Origin of the sequence: Sporosarcina sp. P3 (genome assembly GCF_002743415.1) — a bacterium.
Taxonomy (GTDB): domain Bacteria; phylum Bacillota; class Bacilli; order Bacillales_A; family Planococcaceae; genus Sporosarcina; species Sporosarcina ureae_A.
In genome coordinates this window covers 329,924-352,825 of the sequence record NZ_PDZE01000002.1, presented here as the reverse complement: position 1 = coordinate 352,825, position 22,902 = coordinate 329,924, and the positions used below count along the sequence as shown (strand labels likewise).

Annotated in this window: 26 protein-coding genes; all 26 read right to left on the bottom strand. The window is 41.7% G+C overall.

The genetic code is table 11. From position 1 onward, the window contains the following. Position 1 precedes the first annotated feature (1 nt). Positions 2-1,183: a chorismate synthase gene (gene aroC / locus CSV61_RS03900; RefSeq protein ID WP_099638171.1), complete on the bottom strand. Its 1,182-nt coding sequence runs from the start codon at positions 1,181-1,183 to the stop codon at positions 2-4. 23 nt (positions 1,184-1,206) lie between these two features. Next, positions 1,207-1,980 carry a CheR family methyltransferase gene (locus tag CSV61_RS03895; protein WP_083035588.1) on the bottom strand — a complete coding sequence of 258 codons (774 nt, stop codon included), beginning with the start codon at positions 1,978-1,980 and terminating at the stop codon, positions 1,207-1,209. Between the two features lie 115 nt (positions 1,981-2,095). Continuing rightward, positions 2,096-2,542 carry a nucleoside-diphosphate kinase gene (gene ndk, locus CSV61_RS03890; RefSeq protein ID WP_029053042.1) on the bottom strand — a complete coding sequence of 149 codons (447 nt, stop codon included), beginning with the start codon at positions 2,540-2,542 and terminating at the stop codon, positions 2,096-2,098. A 90-nt stretch (positions 2,543-2,632) separates the two neighbouring features. After that, a complete protein-coding gene (locus CSV61_RS03885) occupies positions 2,633-3,607 on the bottom strand; it encodes a polyprenyl synthetase family protein (RefSeq protein WP_099638231.1) in 975 nt (324 codons plus the stop codon). Between the two features lie 26 nt (positions 3,608-3,633). Then, a complete protein-coding gene (locus CSV61_RS03880) occupies positions 3,634-4,329 on the bottom strand; it encodes a demethylmenaquinone methyltransferase (RefSeq protein WP_099638170.1) in 696 nt (231 codons plus the stop codon). A 36-nt stretch (positions 4,330-4,365) separates the two neighbouring features. Continuing rightward, positions 4,366-5,079, bottom strand: a complete 714-nt coding sequence (locus CSV61_RS03875) for a heptaprenyl diphosphate synthase component 1 (RefSeq protein WP_099638169.1) — start codon at positions 5,077-5,079, stop codon at positions 4,366-4,368. 30 nt (positions 5,080-5,109) lie between these two features. Continuing rightward, complete coding sequence (gene mtrB / locus CSV61_RS03870; RefSeq protein ID WP_029053045.1) at positions 5,110-5,331, bottom strand: trp RNA-binding attenuation protein MtrB; 222 nt, start codon at positions 5,329-5,331, stop codon at positions 5,110-5,112. A gap of 65 nt (positions 5,332-5,396) precedes the next feature. Then, the gene (gene folE, locus CSV61_RS03865; protein ID WP_083035585.1) at positions 5,397-5,966 is read right to left on the bottom strand and encodes a GTP cyclohydrolase I FolE; all 570 of its coding nucleotides are present in this window, start codon (positions 5,964-5,966) and stop codon (positions 5,397-5,399) included. Positions 5,967-6,144: 178 nt separating this feature from the next. Beyond that, a complete protein-coding gene (locus CSV61_RS03860) occupies positions 6,145-6,417 on the bottom strand; it encodes an HU family DNA-binding protein (protein ID WP_037561579.1) in 273 nt (90 codons plus the stop codon). Between the two features lie 216 nt (positions 6,418-6,633). Then, entirely contained in the window at positions 6,634-8,112 is a 1,479-nt protein-coding gene (gene spoIVA / locus CSV61_RS03855) for a stage IV sporulation protein A (RefSeq protein WP_099638168.1), read from the bottom strand. A 339-nt stretch (positions 8,113-8,451) separates the two neighbouring features. Then, positions 8,452-9,162: an LptM family lipoprotein gene (locus CSV61_RS03850; RefSeq protein WP_099638167.1), complete on the bottom strand. Its 711-nt coding sequence runs from the start codon at positions 9,160-9,162 to the stop codon at positions 8,452-8,454. 3 nt (positions 9,163-9,165) lie between these two features. Continuing rightward, positions 9,166-9,369, bottom strand: a complete 204-nt coding sequence (locus tag CSV61_RS03845) for a DUF2768 domain-containing protein (protein ID WP_083035582.1) — start codon at positions 9,367-9,369, stop codon at positions 9,166-9,168. A 20-nt stretch (positions 9,370-9,389) separates the two neighbouring features. After that, a complete protein-coding gene (locus CSV61_RS03840) occupies positions 9,390-10,409 on the bottom strand; it encodes an NAD(P)H-dependent glycerol-3-phosphate dehydrogenase (RefSeq protein ID WP_099638166.1) in 1,020 nt (339 codons plus the stop codon). Between the two features lie 26 nt (positions 10,410-10,435). After that, a complete protein-coding gene (gene der, locus CSV61_RS03835) occupies positions 10,436-11,746 on the bottom strand; it encodes a ribosome biogenesis GTPase Der (protein ID WP_083035580.1) in 1,311 nt (436 codons plus the stop codon). A gap of 130 nt (positions 11,747-11,876) precedes the next feature. Further along, positions 11,877-13,025, bottom strand: a complete 1,149-nt coding sequence (gene rpsA, locus CSV61_RS03830) for a 30S ribosomal protein S1 (RefSeq protein ID WP_083035579.1) — start codon at positions 13,023-13,025, stop codon at positions 11,877-11,879. 80 nt (positions 13,026-13,105) lie between these two features. After that, positions 13,106-13,690 carry a lysophospholipid acyltransferase family protein gene (locus CSV61_RS03825; protein WP_083035578.1) on the bottom strand — a complete coding sequence of 195 codons (585 nt, stop codon included), beginning with the start codon at positions 13,688-13,690 and terminating at the stop codon, positions 13,106-13,108. Then, positions 13,687-14,364 (bottom strand): (d)CMP kinase, encoded by a 678-nt coding sequence (gene cmk / locus CSV61_RS03820; RefSeq protein ID WP_099638165.1) that lies wholly within the window; start codon positions 14,362-14,364, stop codon positions 13,687-13,689. Before cmk ends, CSV61_RS03825 begins: the two co-directional genes overlap by 4 nt. 76 nt (positions 14,365-14,440) lie before the next feature. After that, positions 14,441-15,082, bottom strand: coding sequence for a flagellar brake protein (locus CSV61_RS03815; protein ID WP_099638164.1), 642 nt, complete (start codon positions 15,080-15,082; stop codon positions 14,441-14,443). Between the two features lie 65 nt (positions 15,083-15,147). Further along, positions 15,148-16,431 carry a PepSY1/2 domain-containing protein gene (locus CSV61_RS03810; RefSeq protein ID WP_099638163.1) on the bottom strand — a complete coding sequence of 428 codons (1,284 nt, stop codon included), beginning with the start codon at positions 16,429-16,431 and terminating at the stop codon, positions 15,148-15,150. A gap of 23 nt (positions 16,432-16,454) precedes the next feature. Further along, positions 16,455-17,252 carry a spore cortex-lytic enzyme gene (gene sleB / locus CSV61_RS03805; RefSeq protein ID WP_099638162.1) on the bottom strand — a complete coding sequence of 266 codons (798 nt, stop codon included), beginning with the start codon at positions 17,250-17,252 and terminating at the stop codon, positions 16,455-16,457. A gap of 97 nt (positions 17,253-17,349) precedes the next feature. Beyond that, positions 17,350-18,030 (bottom strand): glutamic-type intramembrane protease PrsW, encoded by a 681-nt coding sequence (gene prsW / locus CSV61_RS03800; RefSeq protein ID WP_099638161.1) that lies wholly within the window; start codon positions 18,028-18,030, stop codon positions 17,350-17,352. An 80-nt stretch (positions 18,031-18,110) separates the two neighbouring features. Beyond that, positions 18,111-19,073 (bottom strand): YpdA family putative bacillithiol disulfide reductase, encoded by a 963-nt coding sequence (locus tag CSV61_RS03795; protein WP_099638160.1) that lies wholly within the window; start codon positions 19,071-19,073, stop codon positions 18,111-18,113. A gap of 28 nt (positions 19,074-19,101) precedes the next feature. Beyond that, the gene (locus tag CSV61_RS03790) at positions 19,102-19,866 is read right to left on the bottom strand and encodes a metallophosphoesterase (protein WP_099638159.1); all 765 of its coding nucleotides are present in this window, start codon (positions 19,864-19,866) and stop codon (positions 19,102-19,104) included. Between the two features lie 92 nt (positions 19,867-19,958). Next, positions 19,959-20,282 carry a hypothetical protein gene (locus tag CSV61_RS03785; RefSeq protein WP_099638158.1) on the bottom strand — a complete coding sequence of 108 codons (324 nt, stop codon included), beginning with the start codon at positions 20,280-20,282 and terminating at the stop codon, positions 19,959-19,961. Positions 20,283-20,430: 148 nt separating this feature from the next. Then, on the bottom strand, positions 20,431-21,870 hold the full coding sequence (locus CSV61_RS03780) for a RecQ family ATP-dependent DNA helicase (protein WP_158233773.1): 1,440 nt from the start codon (positions 21,868-21,870) through the stop codon (positions 20,431-20,433). Continuing rightward, positions 21,870-22,898, bottom strand: coding sequence for a YpbB family protein (locus CSV61_RS03775; RefSeq protein ID WP_099638156.1), 1,029 nt, complete (start codon positions 22,896-22,898; stop codon positions 21,870-21,872). The genes CSV61_RS03780 and CSV61_RS03775 overlap by 1 nt, the downstream gene beginning before the upstream one ends. Positions 22,899-22,902: the final 4 nt, after the last annotated feature.

Sequence of the window (22,902 nt, the reverse complement as noted above, 5' to 3'; positions counted from 1 at the left end):
CTTAAAACTCCTTTACATATTGTCTATATTGTTCAATATCCTTCTGTAAACCATCCATCGTATCTGAACGGAATTCCTCCATAATCGCTTTAGCCATTTCTGTAGCGATGACATGTTCAGCTACGACGGATGCAGCAGGAACCGCACAAGGATCGGAACGCTCAATCGTTGCAACGAAAGATTCCTTCGTATCAATGTCTACGCTTTCCAGTGGCTTATAAAGCGTGGGGATAGGTTTCATTACACCGCGAACTACAATTGGCATACCTGTTGTCATTCCACCTTCAAGTCCACCTAAACGATTGGATTTCCGGTAATACCCCAACTCCTCATTCCAGCCGATTTCATCATGTACTTCACTGCCTGGCATTTTAGCCATATCAAACCCTAAACCAACTTCTACACCTTTAAACGCGTTGATGCTCATCATAGCGCCTGCAAGCTTGCCATCCATTTTGCGATCAAATTGTACGTAGCTACCAATTCCAGGAGGACATCCTTCAATGATCACTTCCACTACGCCACCTAGTGTATCGCCACGCTTTTTAATATCATCTATAGCTTCCGTCATTTTGACAGACGCATCTTTGTCCGCACAATACACAGCATCTTCTTCTACGATCGCGCGTAGTTCTTCAATAGAAAGATTCGCGTAAGCTGCTGGGTCCGTTTCGATGCCACCAATTTCTGTCACATGCGCTATCGTTTCAATTCCAAGTTGACGCAAGAATTGCTTGGCTACCGCACCGATTGCAACGCGCATCGTCGTCTCACGTGCGGATGAACGCTCCAAAACATTTCGCAAGTCACGGTGACCATACTTCATACCACCGACTAGATCCGCGTGTCCAGGTCGGGGACGAGTGATCTGACGCTTCACATCTTCCGGATTTACGTCTTCAGGCAGGGGTTCTACACCCATGATGCCTGTCCAATGTTTCCAATCATCGTTGACAACTGTCAGCGTGACGGGCGAGCCCATTGTTTTACCATGACGTACACCTGATGAGATCTCTACACGATCCTTCTCTATTTGCATCCTACGGCCTCTACCGTGACCACCTTGTCTTCTCTTCAATTCTTTATTGATCATCTCAGCAGTTAGTTCCATCTGTGCAGGTAATCCTTCAATGATAGCCGTAAGCTGTGGACCATGTGATTCTCCAGCTGTTATATAGCGCATATTCCATTCCTCCGTAACGTAGTTTAGTATTTTTTTCTATAAAAGAATGTATCTACTGATTCAAAGTTGTATTTTTCAGGATTGAATATTTGTTCTGTGCTTCCAACGAACAGAATACCACCCGGTTTTAGTGCTTTGGAGAAGTTGGTGTAAATCTGATCTTTCGCTTCTTCCGTGAAGTAGATCATCACATTACGGCAAACGATCAAATCGTAGTTCGTATCGTAGCGATCTTCCAGCAAGTTGTGCTGTTTGAATGTAACGGTCTTCTTAATATCTTCTACCACTTGATAGGAAGCACCTTCTTTTATGAAGAACTTATCGACGATTGGCTTCGGCACCTCTTTTAATGCGCGTTCATTGTAAAGACCTACTTTGGCTCGATTCAATACACCCATATCCAGATCTGTGGCATAGATGGAGATATCACGCAATGGAAGATACGAGGATAGAACCATCGCAAGTGAATAGGGCTCTTCTCCGGTAGAACAAGCCGCACTCCAAATTTTTAAGCGAGTATTTTTCTCCAGTAATTGAGGAAAGATTTTCTTCTCTAAGACGTTCCAACGTATGGCGTTGCGGTAAAATTCTGACACATTAATCGTCATGCGGTCCAAGAATTCTTCCAATAAGTCTTTGTCCGTTTGAATCGCTAGAGAATAGTCTTTAAAATTACGAAAGCCTTTCTTTTCATATAGTGAAGTGAGTCTCCTCTTCATCTGGGCTTCTTTATACAAAGACAAATCGATTCCGGTTTTCTTTTTGACCCCTTGAATTAACATCGAATAATCAGACATTTCACAACCCCCTGTTGCCTTTTCTTTCTTATGTACGTTCTCATTATAGCGGAAAAAGTATGTTGTATGTATAAGAAAAACAGCCATGCGAAATTCGCTCGGCTGTTTTTGGCGATTAATTAATCCAGTTGTTCACTGTTTTGTCATAAGTCACAAGCTCTTCTTCTTTAAAGAACAAGTTAATCTCGCGGCTTGCTGACTCAGCTGAGTCTGAACCATGAATAATATTCTTGCCTACTGTTACAGCGAAATCTCCACGAATAGTTCCAGGAGCAGATTCTTTTGGATTCGTTGCACCCATCATTAAGCGAGCAGTAGAGATGACGTTCTCGCCTTCCCATACCATTGCGAAAACTGGTCCAGAAGTGATAAATTCTACAAGTTCTCCGAAGAATGGACGTTCTTTATGTTCTCCGTAATGTTGTTCAGCAAGTTCTTGAGAAATATTCATTAATTTCCCGCCAACTAATTGATATCCTTTGTCTTCGAAACGACCAACGATTTCACCTACAAGGTTACGTTGTACGCCGTCAGGCTTTACCATTAAAAATGTTCTTTCCATCTCCAAAACACTCCTTCGATCTTCTATAGGGATATTCCCTTTTAAATCGTAACATTGACGCCTTTTTCTTTCAACTATTAACAAACATCGTCAATATTTTCGTTGACCGATAAAATCAGCGATTTGAGTCAATGCTTTCTTCGACTTGCCATTTGGCAGACTTTCTAACTCTTTCAATGCCTTGATTAAGTACAGATCACTTACATGCTGTGCTTTTTCGATAGCACCACTCTGTCGAATATAGCGAAGCATCGCTTGTCTATCCGATTCTTCCATCATCCCAGTAAACGCACGTTTCATGTAGGGCATAAATTGTTCATCATCTTTTATGTATAAAACAGGCAATGTAATATGACCATTTAATAAGTCGCTTCCTGCCGGTTTCCCAAGTTCTGCATCTGTTGAAGTGATGTCCAAGATATCGTCGACAATTTGAAATGCCATTCCAGTGAAATACCCATATCTTTTGAGTTTCCGTACAGTTTGAGCATCCGCATCCGCACTAAGTGCGCCGAGTTCACAACTGGAGGATAATAGCAAAGCAGTTTTTCGCTTAATACGTTTCAAATAGTCGCGTAGATCTTGATCGGTTTGTTGTTGGAAATCTATCTGGATGATTTCTCCTTTACAGATCTCCAGCATCGTTTCTGCGAGAATCTGATGAACAGGTGCTTTCTCGATATTACCGATAGATGTCAGCGCTCGTGAAAAGATGAAATCCCCCGCATACATGGCTACCCGATTGTTCCACTTCGCTTTAACAGTTTCTAAACCGCGTCGCATATCAGAATCATCAATTACATCATCATGGACAAGAGATGCCATGTGGATCAATTCAAGAGATACTGCAATTTTTGCAGCGTTTTCCAGCGAATATGTTCCAAATTGAGCAGCCATTATAACGAAAATCGGCCGGATTCTTTTCCCTCCCGCTTTCAATAAATGCAAGGAAGCCTGACGAACAATGGGAGAAGAGGATTGCACGGAACGCTCAAGCTCTTTTTCAATATAGGACATATCTTTGCGGAAATCCGTATAAAGCGACATCAACTTAATTTTTTCCAACGCCATTACCTTCTCCCGTGTACTCATTATTTGTAAGCGATATGGCCTGCCGCCGCACCGCCACTGTAAGACTTATACGAAACTTCTTGATAACCCGCATCGACAAAAAGCTGTGCCAGCTCTTTCATGCCTGGGAAATCATTTGCTGATTCTTGAAGCCAAGAATATTCTTTATAGCTTTTTGCAAAAAGTTTACCGAACAACGGCATAATATATTTGAAATAGAAGCGGAACCCTTGACGGTAGACAGGTATTTTAGGTTGAGATGTTTCCAAACACACTGCCATTCCACCTGGCTTTAACACGCGTCGCATTTCTTTTAATACAGTCAAGTAATCAGGGACATTCCGAAGACCAAATCCGATCGTCACATAATCAAATGAATTGTCCGCAAACGGAAGTGACATAGCGTTACCTTGAACCAACGTAACATGCGGATAAGGCGCCACTTTGTCTCTGCCGGAATCTAGCATGTTGGCACTGAAGTCCAAGCCAATGACTTCACCAGCAGGTCCTGTAGCTTGAGCCAATGCAACTGTCCAGTCTGCCGTACCACAGCAAACGTCAAGTGCTTTAGCCCCTGGCTGTACATTCATGCGTATCATAATATCATTCCGCCATTTAATATGTTGATTGAAACTGATCACGGAATTCATTTTATCATAGTCTGTCGAAATTTTTTCAAAGACGTTATGAACTTTTTCTTCTTTTGAGACCGCCACAGTTCGACCCTTCTTTCTCCACTTCAGTTTTCTTCCTCATTGTTTCGTCATTTTCTGCAACTTTGCTATTACTTCAGTATGTAAATGAAAGCTGTTCTCTATTGTGTCATTCAGTTGTTGTTGTAATTGATCGATCCAACTTTGTGTATCATGCGTACTCGGTACAAGATGCGGAAATTTCATCCGATTCAATTCATGCTGTTTGCTGTCAAGCAACCAGACGAAAGGGAAAACCGTCTCAATAATGTGTGTGTAGCGACTAAAGCCGAATGTATCGAAGAATTTCACAATACATGCACTTTCCACTTCAGTAATTAACTGTAACCGCTCTTCAAGAGTGGACGGCGGCGCTTGAAGCAATGTCGTCTTGCATTCATTTACTCTGCCAATCGCCGATGATAAGGAACGAATGAGATGGAAGTTTGGAATCGACGCCAATAGCTTATAGTGAATACCGCTGAAGTGGTCGCCCGCAAGTACCATCAATTGCTGTTCTTTGGATGAAGCATCGACGATATCGATTTGATCATGGACGTCAAAGGCCGTGTGGATGGCACCGATGGCCAACGCTGCGGTTTGCATCTCATCTGTCCATTGCTCTCCGTTAAGTAAAGGCAATAGGAGCAACGAAGCTTTTCTCCTATCAATCGGAGCATGCCCGGCATCTCGTTCGACCACTGGTTGATAAATAGCGCGTCGCAAATGGTGTATATAATTGTCGACTTGGTCAGTGAATCCTTTTGTTTCCATCAGTAAGCTCCATTCCCGTAAGATATACGGTCATTCTTTTTCTTCGCTCGCAATTACACCGTGAGCTGTATGAATTTCAGCTTCACCCCGAATTTTGATAGCGGAGGTATGCTCAGTAAACTGTGCGATCATGACTTCTCCCCTATCTAGCTTTTCGGTATGGTGAAACTTCGTGTCATTGCCTCTCGTAAGCCCAATGACATTTACTCCATCTTTTTTCGCCTTGATAATTAGATAATCTGGTTGTGTCATTTTCGCATCTCCAGTCTATATATAATCCTAATGATAGCATATACAGCAAGCGCTCGGCAAAGACCTTAGTTTGTTCTAATTAGAGATAGAATTTCAGCACGCTTCACGTCATCATGTTCATAGATTCCTCTAGCAACGGTGGTGATGGTTTTGGCTCCAGGCTTTTTAATTCCTCTCATTGTCATACACATATGTTCAGCTTCAATGATGATATAGACACCATGGGGATTCAACTTTTCCATCATGGCATCTGCCACACTGGATGTAATGCGTTCTTGCAATTGCGGACGACGCGCTGCCGTTTCAACAGCTCTTGCCAACTTACTCAAACCTGCAACTACTCCATCACGCGGAATATAGGCTACATGAGCTACACCGAAAAACGGTACTAAGTGATGCTCACACATAGAATAAAATGGAATATCTTTCACCAGTACGACTTCATCATGATTCTCATGGAATACTGTATCGAAATATTCTCTTGGATCTTTATGTAAACCTTCAAACACTTCTTGGTACATTTTGGCTACACGTTTTGGCGTCTCAAGTAATCCTTCACGAGTCGGATCTTCACCGATTGCTTCCAAAATCATCGTAACTGCCTGCTCTAATTTATTTATATCTTGCTCTTTCATCACAGCATGTCCTCCTTGTTGGAACAAAACCTATTTCCCCAAAATACTAGCACATTCCATGCATTCCGTATAGTTACTTGTACTTCCTTATGTATACCATTAAAAAAACGGAAAGGAGTCCATCCATGGCCATCTGATGAACAGATTCGCTGGACGGACTCCTATGTAAAATCTCGAATTATTTTACTGCGTCTTTAAGTGCTTTACCTGCCTTGAAAGCTGGAACTTTACTTGCAGCGATTTCGATTTCTTCACCTGATTGTGGGTTACGTCCTTTACGTGCAGCACGCTCGCGTACTTCGAAGTTTCCGAAACCAATCAATTGAACTTTATCACCGTTAGCAAGAGTCGATTGAATTGTATCGAATACAGCTTCAACAGCTTTAGTTGCGTCTTTTTTTGTTAGACCTGCCGCTTCTGCCACAGAGTTAATTAATTCTGTTTTATTCACACCGTTCACCTCCTCTCAAAGGGGGATGCTATTGCTGTTAACACTGTAAAAAGAGTAACATAAGAAAAACCACGGTGCAACAATATTATCGAGCTTTTCCTTTATTCACGGCATTTCAAGCGATTTTGATCGAAAAGCAAAGAAAAAAGACCCGTATTTGACGGATCTTTCTTCATTACAAACTACATTTCCTACGTTACTTTCTAGCTTTTCTCCTCAAACAATAAACGTAATCATACCTTTATTTCCATCATTCACCATTTGCTCAATCGTTTCACGCAAGCGTTTTCTTGCCCGATCTGGAACTGCTGCAGTCTTAAAACGGATACTTTCTTTCATGACCTCATGAAGTGGTGTGCCAAATAATTGCGTTTCCCATAATGCTTCCCGGTCATGTAAATAAGCATTTTTCAATTCCTTCAACAAGTGATGACTATGGAATTCAGAGCCAATCAATGGAGCAAATTCCGCTTCCATATCGATTCGTATAATATGAAGTGAAGGGGCTTTCGCTTTCATTTTCACACCATAAAATGTGTCTTGTTTAATCAATTCAGGAGCAGTTGGCTGGAAATCTTCAATCGATGGCAACGCGACGCCATAACCAGATTTTTTCGCTGTATCGATTGCTTCTGCATACATATCATACGATTTTTTCGCCTTAACTGCTTCTTGAATAAACACAAGCCAATCTTTTTTCGAACGCATTTCCGTTCCCATGAACTCTTCACACACATTCACAAAAGCTTGCTCATCCATATCAATTTTGACGATTGCCCGACCTTTTCCTGCATCCACTTCTATTACTTCCGCTTGTCTAACGAACTCTTCTTCTTGCAATAGTTCCGCAATCTCCTGAACTTTACGAATTTTAGAGACACCGAGGAATCCATCTGTAATTAGCTGATCGATACGTGCGTTCAGCTTGTGGCTATCTCCTAGTTCCTCCATCCAGTCAGGACGTTGTAGCTCAATATCCGTGATGGGGAACTCATAGAGCGCCTCTTTAAGAATGAGCTGGATCTCCGCTGCATTGAGCTGGTCCGCACTAATAGCAATTACGGGAACACCATACTTTTCATGTAATTGCTGTTTCAGTTCCAACGCTTTTTCATGGGCTGGCATTTTAGAGTTTAATACAATGACAAACGGTTTACCGATTTCTTGCAGTTTCAAAACAATTTCTTTCTCAGCGACTTCAGCAGATGCACGTGAAATGTTGTTCACTGTTCCGTCCGTTGTCAGCAAGATTCCGATGGTGGAGTGATCACGAATCACTTTGTCCGTTCCAATGCGCGCTGCTTCTTGGAACGGGATCGGCTCGTTGTGCCATGGTGTATGGACGTATTTCGGTCCTTCCTCATCCTCATATCCTTTAACGCCATCTATGACGTAGCCTACACAGTCCGCTAGGCGAATTTGGAATTCCAGTTCACCGTCCCCTATTGAAACGCTTGTGCCTTGGGCAGGTACGAATTTGGGTTCTGCAGTCATAATTACGGGACCTGGTGAACTTTGGGGAAGTTCGTCTTGTGCACGTATCCGATCGTTGGCATCCGTCATGTTGGGGATTACAACTTCCTCCATGACTCGTTTGACAAATGTGGATTTCCCTACTCGAACAGGGCCTACCACGCCTATATAAATGTCGCCGTCTGTTCTTCTAGCTAAGTTTTCGTATAGTTCTTCTTTCATCATTAGCCCTCCTTTTTCTCCGCATTGTAGCTTATGAAATAGAAAAACGTTTCATGCATAGTTGCATGAAACGTTTTTAGGTAATGGTGCTAATTTAGTTAATAAACTTTGTAACGGTTCGGGATTGGTACTCCAGATGGGAACGCTTTCCGGAGGGCGTGGCTTGAGCCTCCTCGTCCGCTTCGTTCCCTGCGGGGTCTCAAGGCGCACGCTGATCCTCCCGGAGTCGTCCCATCTTCCGTACCAATCCTAGTTACAATGTGGTGACAGTTTGTATCACTCTTTGAATATGTAAAAATCAAGTGCTACTACATGAGGCCACCTGTAAATTAGAGAATATTATTTCTTCATAAACACCGGTTCGTTGTTTTCGTCTACTGTGTACGGCAAGGAATATGCCGGAAGGACTAGGGAATCTTCGTATAGTAGGTAACGGATGTCTGTGCCTGGTTCTACTTCTGGCTTTTGTTCCATCAAGATCTTGTTGAGGTCGATGGAGTAGTCTACGTAGAAATTCCCGTCGCCACCTACTACGATGGGTAGATGGGCGTCAGAATACGGACTTTGGACGGTTAGTGGTTCTTTAAAGCCCATTTTCTTGAAGTCTACCGCGTAGACGTTGTCGCCAACTGGATCTAGGAATGGAAGTTCTCCATTGATAAATTTGCGCAAGTTTAAGTCGCGCAGTTTTTCAGTTGTACGCAAGTCAACAAGTTTAACTGTAGGATTTTCTTCTACATCCATCAGAACGTACTGGAAGATACCACCGTTTTCAAATGCGTTAGACGGAATCTTTTCAGTGAAGTCTGGAACGATTTTTGAGAACTCGATTGGATATTTGATGAATTGATCGGTTTCTTGATCACGTGTTTTAATTGGTAATAATCCGCCTGATTGTGCCTGGTAACGCTCCACAGCCTGTTGGATGGTTTCTTGCATTTCAGGGTACGGTGTTTCACTTGCTTGTTTTTCTTCAGGCGGACGGCCGCCACAAGCGGACAGTAAAAGTCCGCAGATTATAACTGAAAGTATAAGTATTCGTTTATTCATATGTTAGGCGCCTCCAGTCGGTCCGTTGAATACTAAATAGACCATTGCGAAGAACGATGTAATTAATAGTGTATAGGCAATAATCGCAAATAGAATTCGTACTACACGGTTTTTTATTTTATATCGGCTCAAATAAATCAAGCCCATTGAAATCACCATGAATCCCATTGCGTAAAAAGATAGCCACATTTTATCTAACGAGGACAAAATTGTCACCCTCCTACTGTTTAAATACCGAAAAATGTATCAATTTCCTGTTTCTTACCACGGGTCATTAATTGATCCACAGCTTGTTTAGGTGGAACGCCTCCAAATAGTATGGAATATAAGGCTTCTGTCAACGGCATGTTGACATCAAACTGTTGCGCCAACTGAAACGAAGCCTTTGTGGTACGCACACCTTCTATGACCATACCCATTTCTTCGGTCACTCTTTCTAAAGACTGACCTTTCCCAAGTAAGTTGCCTGCACGCCAGTTTCTCGAGTGGACACTTGTACATGTAACGACCAAGTCACCAAGTCCCGTCAATCCGGAAAATGTTTGTTGATCCGCACCCATTTTGACACCCAGACGTGTGATTTCTGCTAGACCTCTCGTAATAAGAGCAGCCTTTGCATTATCACCGTATCCAAGACCATCAGAAATTCCAGCAGCTAAAGCGATGACATTTTTCAATGCTCCGCCAAGCTCCACGCCGATTACATCTTTATTCGTATAGACACGGAAATAATTGCTCATGAATAAATCTTGTATTTGTTCTGCCGCTACCATGTTGCTCGAAGCCACCGCCACCGTCGTAGGATGTCGACGTACGACTTCCTCTGCGTGACTCGGTCCAGACAGTACTACAATAGCATCGCGTAATGTTTCATCAATTTCGTCTGCAATAATTTCAGATATCCGTTCCAATGAATCCGGATCAATTCCTTTGGAGACATGGACAAATATAGCCGGTTCGGTTAGTAATTTCTGTATATGGCGACACGTCTCACGCATCGCAACGGTCGGTACGGCCAGTATGATCGTTTTTGCATGCTGGACCGCTACCTGTAGTTCACTAGTAGAGCTAAGGTTATCGGGCAGTTTCACATCTGGCAAATACTGGTTGTTCGTGTGCTGATTATGGATTTCATCCGCTTGTTCTGCACGTCTTGTCCAAAGTAAGCTGTCATGTCCATTTTCAGCCAGCACGACAGCGAGTGCGGTTCCCCAACTGCCTGCACCGAATATAGAGACTTTCTCCATTACCTCCACCCTTTCTGTTTGTGTAGTTAGCTTCTCGCTCTTGTGATCAAGCGGATTGGTGTGCCTTCAAATCCAAAGGCTTCACGTAATCGGTTCTGTAAAAAGCGTTCATAAGAAAAGTGCATAAGTTCTGGTTCGTTGACAAAAACCACGAATGTCGGTGGCTTCACAGCAACTTGTGTTGCATAGTAAATCCGCAAACGACGCCCTTTATCTGAAGGTGCAGGATTTCTAGCTACTGCATCTTCTACTACCTCATTCAAGACACTTGACTGAATGCGCATCGCATGATTTTCGCTAATCAATTGGATATTAGAGAATAACGTATGCACACGTTGCTTCGTTTTAGCTGAAACAAAGAAAATAGGTGCATAGTCTAGAAATCTAAACTGATCACGAATTTCATCGATAAATTTATTCATCGTCTTATCATTTTTCTCAAGCGTATCCCACTTGTTGACAACAAACATGACGCCTTTTCCTGCTTCTTCCGCAAAGCCAGCTACGCGCTTGTCCTGCTCACGAATACCTTCTTCTGCATTCATGACAATCAACACAACGTCAGAGCGATCAATTGCTTTTAAAGCACGTAGTACGCTGTATTTCTCTGTGTTTTCGTATACTTTCCCTTTTTTACGCATTCCCGCAGTATCGATAATTTTAAATTCTTGCCCGTCTACTACTTTTGTAGAGTCAATCGCATCTGTTGTCGTTCCAGCGATATCGCTGACGATAACCCGATCTTCACCAAGTAATGCGTTAACAAGTGACGACTTTCCGACATTCGGACGTCCAATTAAACAGAACTTGATGGAATCGTCTTCCTCTTCTTCCAAGTTCATATCTTTAAAGCTCTCTGCGACTGCGTCCAATAAATCACCAAGGCCTAAGCCGTGTGATCCGGACAGCGGATATGGTTCGCCAAATCCAAGTGAGTAGAAATCGTAAATCATATCTCTCATCTCTGGGTTATCCACTTTATTTACAGCCAATACGACTGGCTTGTTCGTTTTATACAGCATACGTGCGACTTGTTCATCTGAATCTGTCACACCATCTCGACCATTCGTCAAGAAGATGATGACGTCTGCTTCTTCAATGGCGATTTCAGCTTGCATACGGATTTGATCAAGTAATGGCTCATTACTTAGTTCAATACCACCTGTATCGATTAAGTTAAATTCATAATTCAACCATTCTGCTGCGCTGTATATACGATCTCGCGTTACACCGGCAACGTCTTCTACGATCGAAATACGTTCGCCTACGATCCGGTTAAAGATTGTCGACTTACCGACGTTTGGTCTTCCTACGATTGCTACTGTTGGTTTTTTCATTTTCTTTCATTACACCCTTCCGACCTATCTTTGAATATTATACACAAAAAGAATGATGATGCATATGAAAGCATCATCATTCCGGTTACGCTTATTTATCATTTGTGGCTAGTTTATCACATTCTGAAGATTATTTTTGGAATTTCTTCAGTTGATCACCGATCACATCTCCTAAAGAGAAGCCAGTTGTTTCTTCAGGCATTTCATAACTAAAGTTTTCTTCACGTGCTTCTTGAGGCTTTTCAACAAGATCTTTAATGCTCAATGAAATACGTTTTTCTTGTGGATTTACGTCTAATACTTTGACTTGTATAGACTGTCCTTCTTCAAGGACTTCTTGTGGTGTACCGATATGCTCATGTGCAATACGTGAAATGTGAACGAGTCCTTCCACGCCAGGCAAGATCTCAACGAATGCGCCATAGGCTACAAGACGTTTCACCGTGCCATCCAGTACAGAGCCGACCTCTGCCTTTTCTTCGATATTTTCCCATGGTCCAGGCAATGTATCTTTAATGGATAGAGATACGCGTTCTGCATCACGGTCGACAGACAATACTTTGACTTGGATTTCGTCTCCTTCTTTCAACACGTCCGACACACTCTCAATATGTCCGTGTGAAATTTGCGAAATGTGTACCAAACCGTCTACCCCGCCGATATCAACGAATGCACCGAAAGAAGCGATACGTTGTACTGTACCATCTAGAATGTCACCTTCTTGAATTTCAGAAAGTGCAGCTTCTTTTTTCTGCTCGTTCTGCGCTTGGACAACCGCACGGTGAGACAAGATTAACCGGTTCTTTTCTTTATCCATTTCAACAATTTTAAATGTCATCGTACGTCCTTTATAGTCATCAAATGATTCTACAAAGTGATCTTCTACTAAAGAAGCTGGAATAAACCCGCGAACACCAAGGTCGACAACGAGTCCGCCTTTTACTACGTCCTTTACTTCTGTTTCGATGATTTCACCGCTTTCAAACTTCTCTTCTAATGAATCCCATGCATTTTCTGCATCTACTTGGCGCTTGGACAAGACATACGCCTCGTCTTCCACTTTGGTAATCGCCAATTCTAATTCGTCACCGACTGAGACTGCATCTGCTGCTTTTTCAATATGCAAGCTAGAAAGTTCACTGATCGGAATCACACCGTCAAAAGGAGCACCGGCGATTTCAACCGTCACCGATTTCTCTTCAACCTTTGTTACTACACCCGTTACGTGTGCACCTTCACCGTATTCTTTAACTTCATCCATATTCATCTCTTCAGTCATATGTAGCCCTCCTCCATAATGAATCTTATCTCTATATTATGCGAATTGAGACTTAAAAACAAAAAATTACACTTATTCTTTTATTTGTACTGTTCTATCAACTTGGATATCTCTGCCATAATGGCCTCTGTTACCTCTTCAGCAGATGCTTTTCTTTCGCGATATGGCGTCATATCCATCGCTTCCCCATATACGACCTTCAATTGAGAAAAGGCTTTATACGGTCCAATAATTGCACAAGGGACGACTTTCGCCTCTCCACCTTTTAACGCAAAGAATCCTGCACCTGCCAAACCTTTTCCAATCTCTCCCGTTTTGCTTCTAGTTCCTTCTGGGAAAAGACCCACCACTTTGTCTTCGCGTAATAGTTTAATGGTTTTACGGAATGCTTCCCGGTCACTCATGCCGCGTTTTACGGGATATGCTTGAACTTTTGGTAACAACGTTTTAAGAACCGGCTTATCAAATAACTCTTCTTTGGCCATAAAGTGAACCGTTCTCGGACATGTAATACCGACAATAGGCGGATCTAAATTATCTATATGATTTGTACATAAGAGCACGCCGCCTTGTTTCGGGAAATTTTCTTTGCCGATTACCTTAATTCGATAAAGTGGAAAACAAACAGTACTAATCAAAAATTTGCCTAGTGGATATAAATTCATTTAGATAACCTCTTTTCGGCATATTCGACAATACTATTCGTCACTTCTTCTATTGTTTTCCCTGTTGTGTCAATTATAATCGCATCTTCTGCTTTTTTTAATGGAGAAATTTTACGTTGAGTGTCCGCTTGATCTCTCTCACTGATTTCTCTTTTCAATGTTTCATAATCCGACTTCATTCCACGCTTCTGCTCTTCTAGTAAGCGACGCTTTGCACGCTCTTCCACGGAAGCTGTCATGAACACTTTCAACTCCGCTTCAGGCAAGACGGCAGTCCCTATATCCCTGCCATCCATTACAACGGGTGATTCCGCTGCCAGAATTCGCTGTTTAGCGACCAAAAGTTCACGAACAGATGTCAAAGCCGCTATCGCTGAAACATTGGTCGTTACTTCATGCGAACGTATCGAATCGGTTACCTCTATACCATCTAGCAAAACTTTTTGCACTTGTTCACCCGGTTGCAATTCGATTTCTGTTTGTGCAATCAACCGCGTGATTTCTTCTTCATTGCGTGGATCGATGGCGCTTTGAAGTACTTTGTAAGTAATCGCACGATACATAGCTCCTGTATCGATATACGTATATCCTAATTTTTTAGCAACTAATTTAGCAATTGTACTTTTACCTGCTGCTGCAGGTCCATCAATTGCGATTCTCATTCCACCTGTCATGATGAAAACCCCTCCATTTACGCCTTTATTGTACCATAAGCAAAAAGGAAAAGTCTGCTCTCGACAGACTTTTCCTTTAGCTATTTCGTAATTCTAACTGTCGCTCAAAACAATAGCGAATAATGTGTTGTCGATCTTTGTCGTCTATTTCTTCAAACATGAAAGAGCTCAATCTACGCTTTTCGCTTTCCCAGTTTCTGACTACTTTCGCTTTACATGAAACATATTTGATTTCTGTTTTCGAGAAATGCAATACGATCAATAATGTCACTTCTGTATTTTGCGTGAAGTAGTCATGGTCTTTCATATTGACTGCTAATCCGCCAGCGCTGAGATCTAACGATACCAATTGCAACGATGCGGAATCTGCTTGTAATGCCACGTCCAAAGACGTTTCAACACGAACAAATTCTCTTCTTTGGATTTTTATCAGATGCTGATCACCAGGATATTTAAGTTTAAGCATCGGTATCGTTTGGTTAACTCGGCTATGCACCTCTGTACGAAATGCATAGGACATCTTATACTGATCTACGAATGTAACGAGAAGCTGTGTACCATCTATGAAGAATGCTGTCTTGCCCGTCATCATGTTGATCGGGTAATCCATCATGAAATGCCCTTCATCTTCAATATCGACGACGCGGCATTTAAATTTCTCCGATTCCTCGGTATAATCTTTTTCTAATGTTAATACTGTCCCGATACTTAGTCTCATTTCTCCACCTGCCATTCGTCCTATACTATCATTATGTCATGTGGAGTAAATTTTTCCAATCCTTTTTATTGTTTTTCTGTCGTAATGACCTCTAACGTTTCCGTGTCAACGAGAATCTTGTACGTTTCCACATTTTCTTCTCCAGAAACAACGGTTAAATAATGCGCAAGTCGTTGCTCCATTTGACTATTTTCCACGTACGCAAGCTCTTGAGCCATTACTGTAACATCCGGTCTAAAGAACGTGTGCCACTCCGCTGTTCGAAGAGGCTGTGGTTTCAGCTGTTCTTTACGAATGTATTCCGACGCATTCAAACCGATCACTTCACCATTGTCTTTTGCTAATTTAATATGAATTGGGTCTGAGAATACTTTAGCGTCATTCTCAGGATCCACCCGAACGTAAACAAAGTGCCATGCGGTATCATTTTCTCTAGCTTCTTCTAAAACCAAATCTGTATAATCCGCCTTCCGTAAAAACTCATCTGCCATTTTCTCTAGCTCTTCATAGGATACGGTTGGCTTGCCCATGCGACGCTCCACGAGATACGACAGAACATGTCCACCTTTTTCAGTTACGTCTATATAGCCGATTGAAGAGTTTTCTGCAAAACGAATATGGTAAAACGGATATGGTGCACCTTTCCTACTTCTTTCCGCTGCAATGACATCATTCGATACACTCGGTAGAAGTTTTTTGAACTTTTGAATCGCTTCATCCTCGGTAATTTTCTTATCCTTAATATTACGCAACTCTTTTTTCTTTTCTGCATCAGACTCACTTGCTGTTAAAGGAAATACTGCTTCTGTGTATTCCATAACTGACTCGCCCATTTTCGACCAATTCGCCTGACCATCGGGTGAGTCACGTAATTTTTTCTCCCAGTTGCTCATAGACATTCTTTTTGAAAACATATCTTTGGTTGCCAACTGCCATTCACTTGTCAATTCATTCAAATTTTCTGAAGCACGTTGCATCACACCATAATATTCATCTGGGTCTCCTTGTTCTGTAGATTCCTTTGCGAAATTCCCTAACCGGCCTAAGTAATTCATCCAAGAAGTAGAGAAACTTTGGTCTACAGGTAGTGAAGATATAGATGATTTAATGTCTGAAGATAATCGCCAAATGTCTTCTCGTTCCTTCGCAGAACTTTTTTGATCTTCAAAGAGTAACGACTTGTTCACTGCTTCTTCCAACTCACCAAGTTTTTGCGAGGCGTCCGTCATACTTTTGGAGTATTGAGCATTCAACGCAATCGATAAATCTTCATTTTCACGTACCGTTCCAAACGTATATATCCCCAATACAATACATGCATAGGTCAGAATGAAAATCATTTGCTTCATAATAAGCTAGGTCCTCCTTTCAATTAGTCACAAAATATGTGTAAACCGATTTTCTTTATTTGCGGTCTCGACCAAATCCATTTACTAGTAGCCGTGATTGGATTGAAATAGTAAATTGCATTTTCAGAAGGATCCCAGCCGTTGATTGCATCGATTACCGCTTCTTTCGCGCGTTCATTTGGAGTTAGCCAAATCTGTCCGTCTGCAACCGCAGTAAACGCTCCTGGTTGAAAGATAACGCCACCTATTGAATCAGGAAAGTCTGGATGTTCGACACGGTTTAAAATAACCGCTGCGACCGCCACTTGTCCTTCGTACGGTTCTCCACGGGATTCACCATACACTGCATTGGCCAATAAATTAATATCCTGATCGGTATATTTAGGCGGAGCTTGCATTTGGGTTTGCGACTGCTTGTGTGGCGCACTCCCCTTTTTCACTTGCGATTCCAGCGACTGACCGCCGTAATAGGTAAATTGGTTTCCTTTCGCTATTTGTCCCTTTACATACTTTTCATCGTAATCAGAAATTCCTTGCAACTTCTTCTGGGTTCCTTTTCCTGCAATCCCATCAAGCGGTAGGCCGTATTGCTCTTGGAAATTGCGTAACGCCCAGTAAGTTCCAAATCCAAAATTGCCATCAATCTCTCCATGATAAAAACCAATATATTGGAGCCTCGCTTGCAACTCAATGACATCGTCTCCTTTTGCACCTTTAGCCAAGTCACGTCCGCTAAATGCTTCACTATGACTCACAAAGATAGAAAACACCATGATGCCTGCCAGGAATAAAAATAAGAAGCGTTTTGTAGTTCGCTTCATCGACATCCACCTCCAAAAAATTATGCTTCCTTGTAGTTTGTCCAATTTCCAGTATTTTATAAGGCAAAAAATCCGTCTGAGTAATTCAGACGGATTTCTAAAAGTTTGATTGATTTCTTTTTCTAAATTGCTGCATCGCAAAAGTGTGCGCGTACTTCACTCGTGTCAGCCCGAACCACCAAAGGAACAACATAAAAGGAATCATCAAATATAGCCAATCATCATAGGTAAATAAAATCGAATTGTAGAATACATGAAGCAAGAATGGCGCTAAAAATGCAATGGCAATCCATTTCGCTTTTTCTGACGCAGCAGAAAACTTCGCTTTACCAAAATAATACCCCATGACAATACCAAATAATGCGTGACTGGAAACAGGGAGTAATGCACGAATAAATGCCGTATCCAAACCGAAAGACAATAGATATAAAATGTTTTCTACTGTGGCGAATCCAAGCGATACACTCGCTCCATACAAAATCCCATCATAGGCATCTTCAAATTCAATGGTTTTATATACGAAAATAAAAATAATGATCCATTTAAAAAATTCTTCTAAACTGCTCGTAAATAATACATTGCGGAAAAACTCATGATTAAATACATGCTCTTCTTCAAATACATGCTGAATAAATAAAATAGGAAATGTCATGATTGCACCGTAAATGAATGCATGGAATAGCGACTTGGATGGCTCCTTAGCAATTTGTTTACGTAAATATAAATAACTGAAAAGTGCCAGCGCCGGCGCTATTGCGACTGTCAGTAAAATAAACATAGGCGCCTCCTCATGAAGCTAGTATAGCACATCCAAAACAGTAAAAGCCGCTTGACTTAAAAGGCAAGCGACTCATCCATTCACTTATTTTGCGCAATATATTTCGCAATCATTCCACCATGGAAACGACCATTTTCGATAAAGATTTCGTTCGCATTATTACCTGCTGCAATAACACCTGCAACGAATAAATTAGTCACGTTCGTTTCCATCGTATCTTCATTGAAGACTGGTCGTCCAGATTGTTCATCTACTTCAATACCTATTTTACGTAAAAAGGCATGATCCGGGTGATAACCAATCATCGCAAAGACATAGTCGCTTTCAAGATCAAATGTTGTCCCTTGCTGATTGACAGTGACCGCTTTTTCCGTAATCTTCGTTACAGACGCGTTAAAGTGCATATCGATTTGACCGTTACGCACTAAACTTTCAAAGCCTGGCAATATCCAAGGCTTTACACTTTTCGAATACGTTTCATTTCGATAGACGACAGTTACATGCGCACCTGCACGCTGTAATTCCAACGCTGCGTCGACAGCGGAGTTTTTTCCGCCAATGACTGTCACTTTTTTATTGAAGTACGGATGGGCTTCTTTGAAGTAATGGTAGACAGTAGGCAAGTTCTCTCCTTCGACATCTAAACGATTGGGTTGGTCATAATAACCTGTCGCCACTACGACATATTTCGCATCATAGACCGCTTTATTCGTCGTTACGACAAATCGATCATGCTGTTGATCTACATTTTCCACTCGCTCGTGACTGTTGATCTGCAAGTTTTCGATTTGCGCAACAGTTCTATAATAGACTAAGGCGTCATTACGCTTTGGTTTATCGATAGCTGTAATGAATGGTGTCTTGCCTATCGATAATTTTATACTGGAACTAAAAAATGTTTGGTGAGTCGGATAGTTATAAATGGAATGCACGATATTTCCTTTTTCGATCACCACTACCGACAAACCTATATTTTGCAATTCGATTGCCGCTGACAAGCCACACGGACCGCCACCGACAATTACTGCATCTACAGAATTCATGATATCTACTCTCCTAATTTCTTGCGTTCTAGTAATGAACTTCCACTATATGACACTCGGGTTTCGCACCCAAACGCAACGGCACCATCGTCGTTCCATAGCCATTACTAATTAATTTCGCGCTATTTCCCGTCGTCTCGAAACGACCCAGGTCTTGCATACCCCAAGGCCCTAGTCTGATCTGACCTCCATGTGTATGGCCGGCAAGAGATAGTTCCGCGTGCAACTTTTCTTCAAACTTTCGGAAATAGGAAGGATTATGTACAGCGAGTATGAGATGATCATATCCTTTTGCAGAATCCACGGCCGAGTCAATTTCTACTTTTCCGTTATTTGGATCTTGCAGCCCACATATACCGAAGCATGGGTGGTTCGGTATCGATGCCGTACTGTTGACTAGTACTTTTCCGCCAACTTGCTCCATTACACGTAGTATATTTTCTGTACCGACTTCTTGGTCATTATTGCCGAAAATATAATAAATCGGTCCTATTGAGGCGAGCAAACGCATGTTGCGTTCGATTCGCTCAATTGGCACACCACCTTCTGCCACATCTCCACCGACGATCACTGCATCAATAGACCGCGTACGTAAATCATCAATCAGCCGTTGAGGAATACTGCGCCTGTGAATATCCGAAATAAAGAACACGTTCAATTGATTCGTTGGATTGGAATTAACATGCAACGTATGTGTAAGCACACGATTCCGATGGGCTAAGGCAAACATATAGGTCAGCATGGTTGCCACTGACAAAAAAACTGATAATCCCGCTATTCGAACCTTTTTCATTAGTCAACTCCCATAGAAAAAAGCAAAGCGTCTACTTTGCTTTTGTAGTAGTAATTTTCATTAGTAGTATAGCAAGTATTCAATAAAAACCCCTAACCATTGTACTGCATGTTAGAAACGGCATGCATGTAATCTGCCATGGCTGGGTATAACCCTACCGATAACTCCACTTTTTCAACAGGTACTTGATCGGGAACGTCAGGAGAATAGAGATCCGATAATACATAGAGGAGTATAACAATAGGTATTAAAGTGAAAATCGCCAGAAAAATGTTGATGACTTTCACCCGACCATATTGTTCCTCTTTCTTCTTTCCGTGTACTTCTGCACGAGAAGGAAGTTTATCGAAAGGCACTTTTTCTTTTATCTCTTTTCGCTGTTGTTCAAAATCCATTTTATATTGTTCGTTTAACATGTCTAATTTCTCCTTCACACCGCATAATGTCTATTACTATTATATGATGCAATTCCTTTATTCACTCATGAAAAGTACGTCCGTTCACAAACTCATCTATATCTATTATGCCGAATTTTGTCTAAAAAGTAAATACAGACAGTCTGCATCAACCTAACAATTGATGCAGGCGTTCACGCCAATGTAACGCTTCAACTACTTGTTCAGTTGATGAGTTTGACTTGATTAGCCAGTCCTCATCAAGATTTTGACAGTTCGAACAGCAATCTGCTTCTGCAGGCGAAGTATTTTCTCCAAAAAAACGCACTAATTTTTCTCGCAAACAACTGTCACTTTTTGCATAGCTCTCCATCTCCGCAATCTGTTTCTCTTTCACTTGATATATTTGTTGGATTTGTCGTACAACATTTGCCACATCAAATTGTTCCAAATAATAATCAAGTAAACGACTAGATACTTCGGTTAGCCCGGCTTGTTCAGAAGCCAATTGATTACCAGTACCTGATTGCAGTAAAGAATGATAATACATAGTTTGCTGTTCATCTGGTAGGTCCTCATACACTATAAACTTTACTTTCTGAATATCCCGCTCACTATACAATAGAGTAGCCGCAGCTTTTTCCCCGTCACGTCCTGCACGTCCTACCTCCTGGATATAGGCGCTAGGTGTAGCCGGTAGATGCTCATGAATAACTTGCCGGATGTCATCTTTATGAATTCCCATCCCAAATGCATTGGTCGCACAAATCCACTCAAGTTCACCTTGTACAAATTGTTGTTGAATAATGGATCGTTCATCCTGTTCCTTGCCACCGTGATAGCTGGCTGTCGGGATTCCTCTTTCTCGAATAATGGTAGCGAGTTCTTCTGCACGTTTCCGTGAAGCAACATAAATAACACCAGGACCGATTGTTGTAGCAAGCCTTTGTATAATCCATTCTGTTTTTTCCCATTCATTATCCATATGCATCACGCGATACGATATATTCGGACGGTCGATTGATTGTCTTTCGATGTGAGGGTTTCGCATGTGCAAATACGTGGTAATGTCTTCCACTACTTTATCATTCGCAGTAGCAGTCAATGCCAGTACTGGTGCTCTCTCTAAAACTGAGAATAATTCCTTTAGCCGTAAATAGTCTGGTCTAAAATCAAACCCCCACTCTGAAATACAATGGGCTTCATCTACCACAAAAAAAGCTATAGATAATTGTTGAACAAGTTGACGGACATGCTCTTGCATCACCATTTCAGGCGATAGAAAAATGAACTTATATTGCGCTAAAGTAGAAAGCGCTAATTCCTTTTCCTGCCTCGATAAAAATGAATTGATAGCGACAACACGCTTCTCTTTATGTTTACGCAAGTTAGCTACTTGATCTTCCATCAACGCAACGAGAGGAGAGATGATGATCACCGCACCGTCCTGCATGTAGGCGGGTAATTGATAGCAAAGTGATTTCCCTGTACCCGTTGGAAAAATCGCCACGGTGTCTCGTCCAGCTAGTAACTCGGTAATGACTTCTTGTTGTCCGGGACGGAATGATTCATACCCAAATTTTTGACGCAATATGTCTTGAAGTTCCATCAACTCTCCCTCCTTCCGATCATGATGATTAATCGCAATTGGAAATACGATAATTCTGGGCATTGCTGTTTCAGCAAACGTAATCGTTTCGTCTGTAACTGTTCAACATGACGCCAAACCGCATCTATTTGTTCTTCTTTTACAAAATCTTTATAGGGAAAGCTATCCATATTCGCTGCCATTTCAATAAAATGATCTTCGATTGTACTTAATTTCAAATTTCGTAGAGAGGCGATTTGCTCTACCGAATACCCCCTGTCGAATAGTTTTCGTGTTCGTTCTGCAGATTGTGTCAAATACGTATCCACTCGACAACCTGCCGCTAATTCTGTAAGCAATGGACAGTTCGGTTGCTGTTGTATGAAATCAAGCAAAATATGTAATGCCTCTATATAGTACAATTGTATAGTCTGAACCGGTAGATTTACATTATCCGCCATCTGTTCCCAAGTAGATGCAGTGAGCCGATAGCCCGTCAATCGATCGCTCACGATCGTGCGTTGTAATTCTGTTAACGAGGAGTGAGTTAGCACATATTCCAGTTCTATTCGCAATGACGTAGATAGATGGGTCATACTACTTGATTGATTACGCAAAAACTCTTTGACAAATTGCTGCGTAGGCAACTCTTTCTGAATCGGCATGAACATAGTTTCACCGCTGCGTAAATTCGACAATGTCTGAACTAGCAATGCCAACCGTCTAGCAAACTCTCTTTCACGTCCGCGATAATTCCAGCCATTAAATCGCCACATTTCACTACCTGTCGCCATTTGTCCTTTTGCCGTTACATAGACGAGCTCATGTATATAAATTAAACCATCTGCTTGCATCCGCTCTAACGCTCGTTGAAAGTCACTTGCCGTCAATTGCGGCAACAATGCATAGTATGATTTGACTTGATAATATTCGACGTCTTGTAATGTCTGTCCTGATCGTTTTCCGCGAAGTATATGGTAGACACCTTGCGCTGAACGCTCACCATGGAGGCGTTGAAAGATCGTTAATAAGATGGAATCAAAACTCATTTGA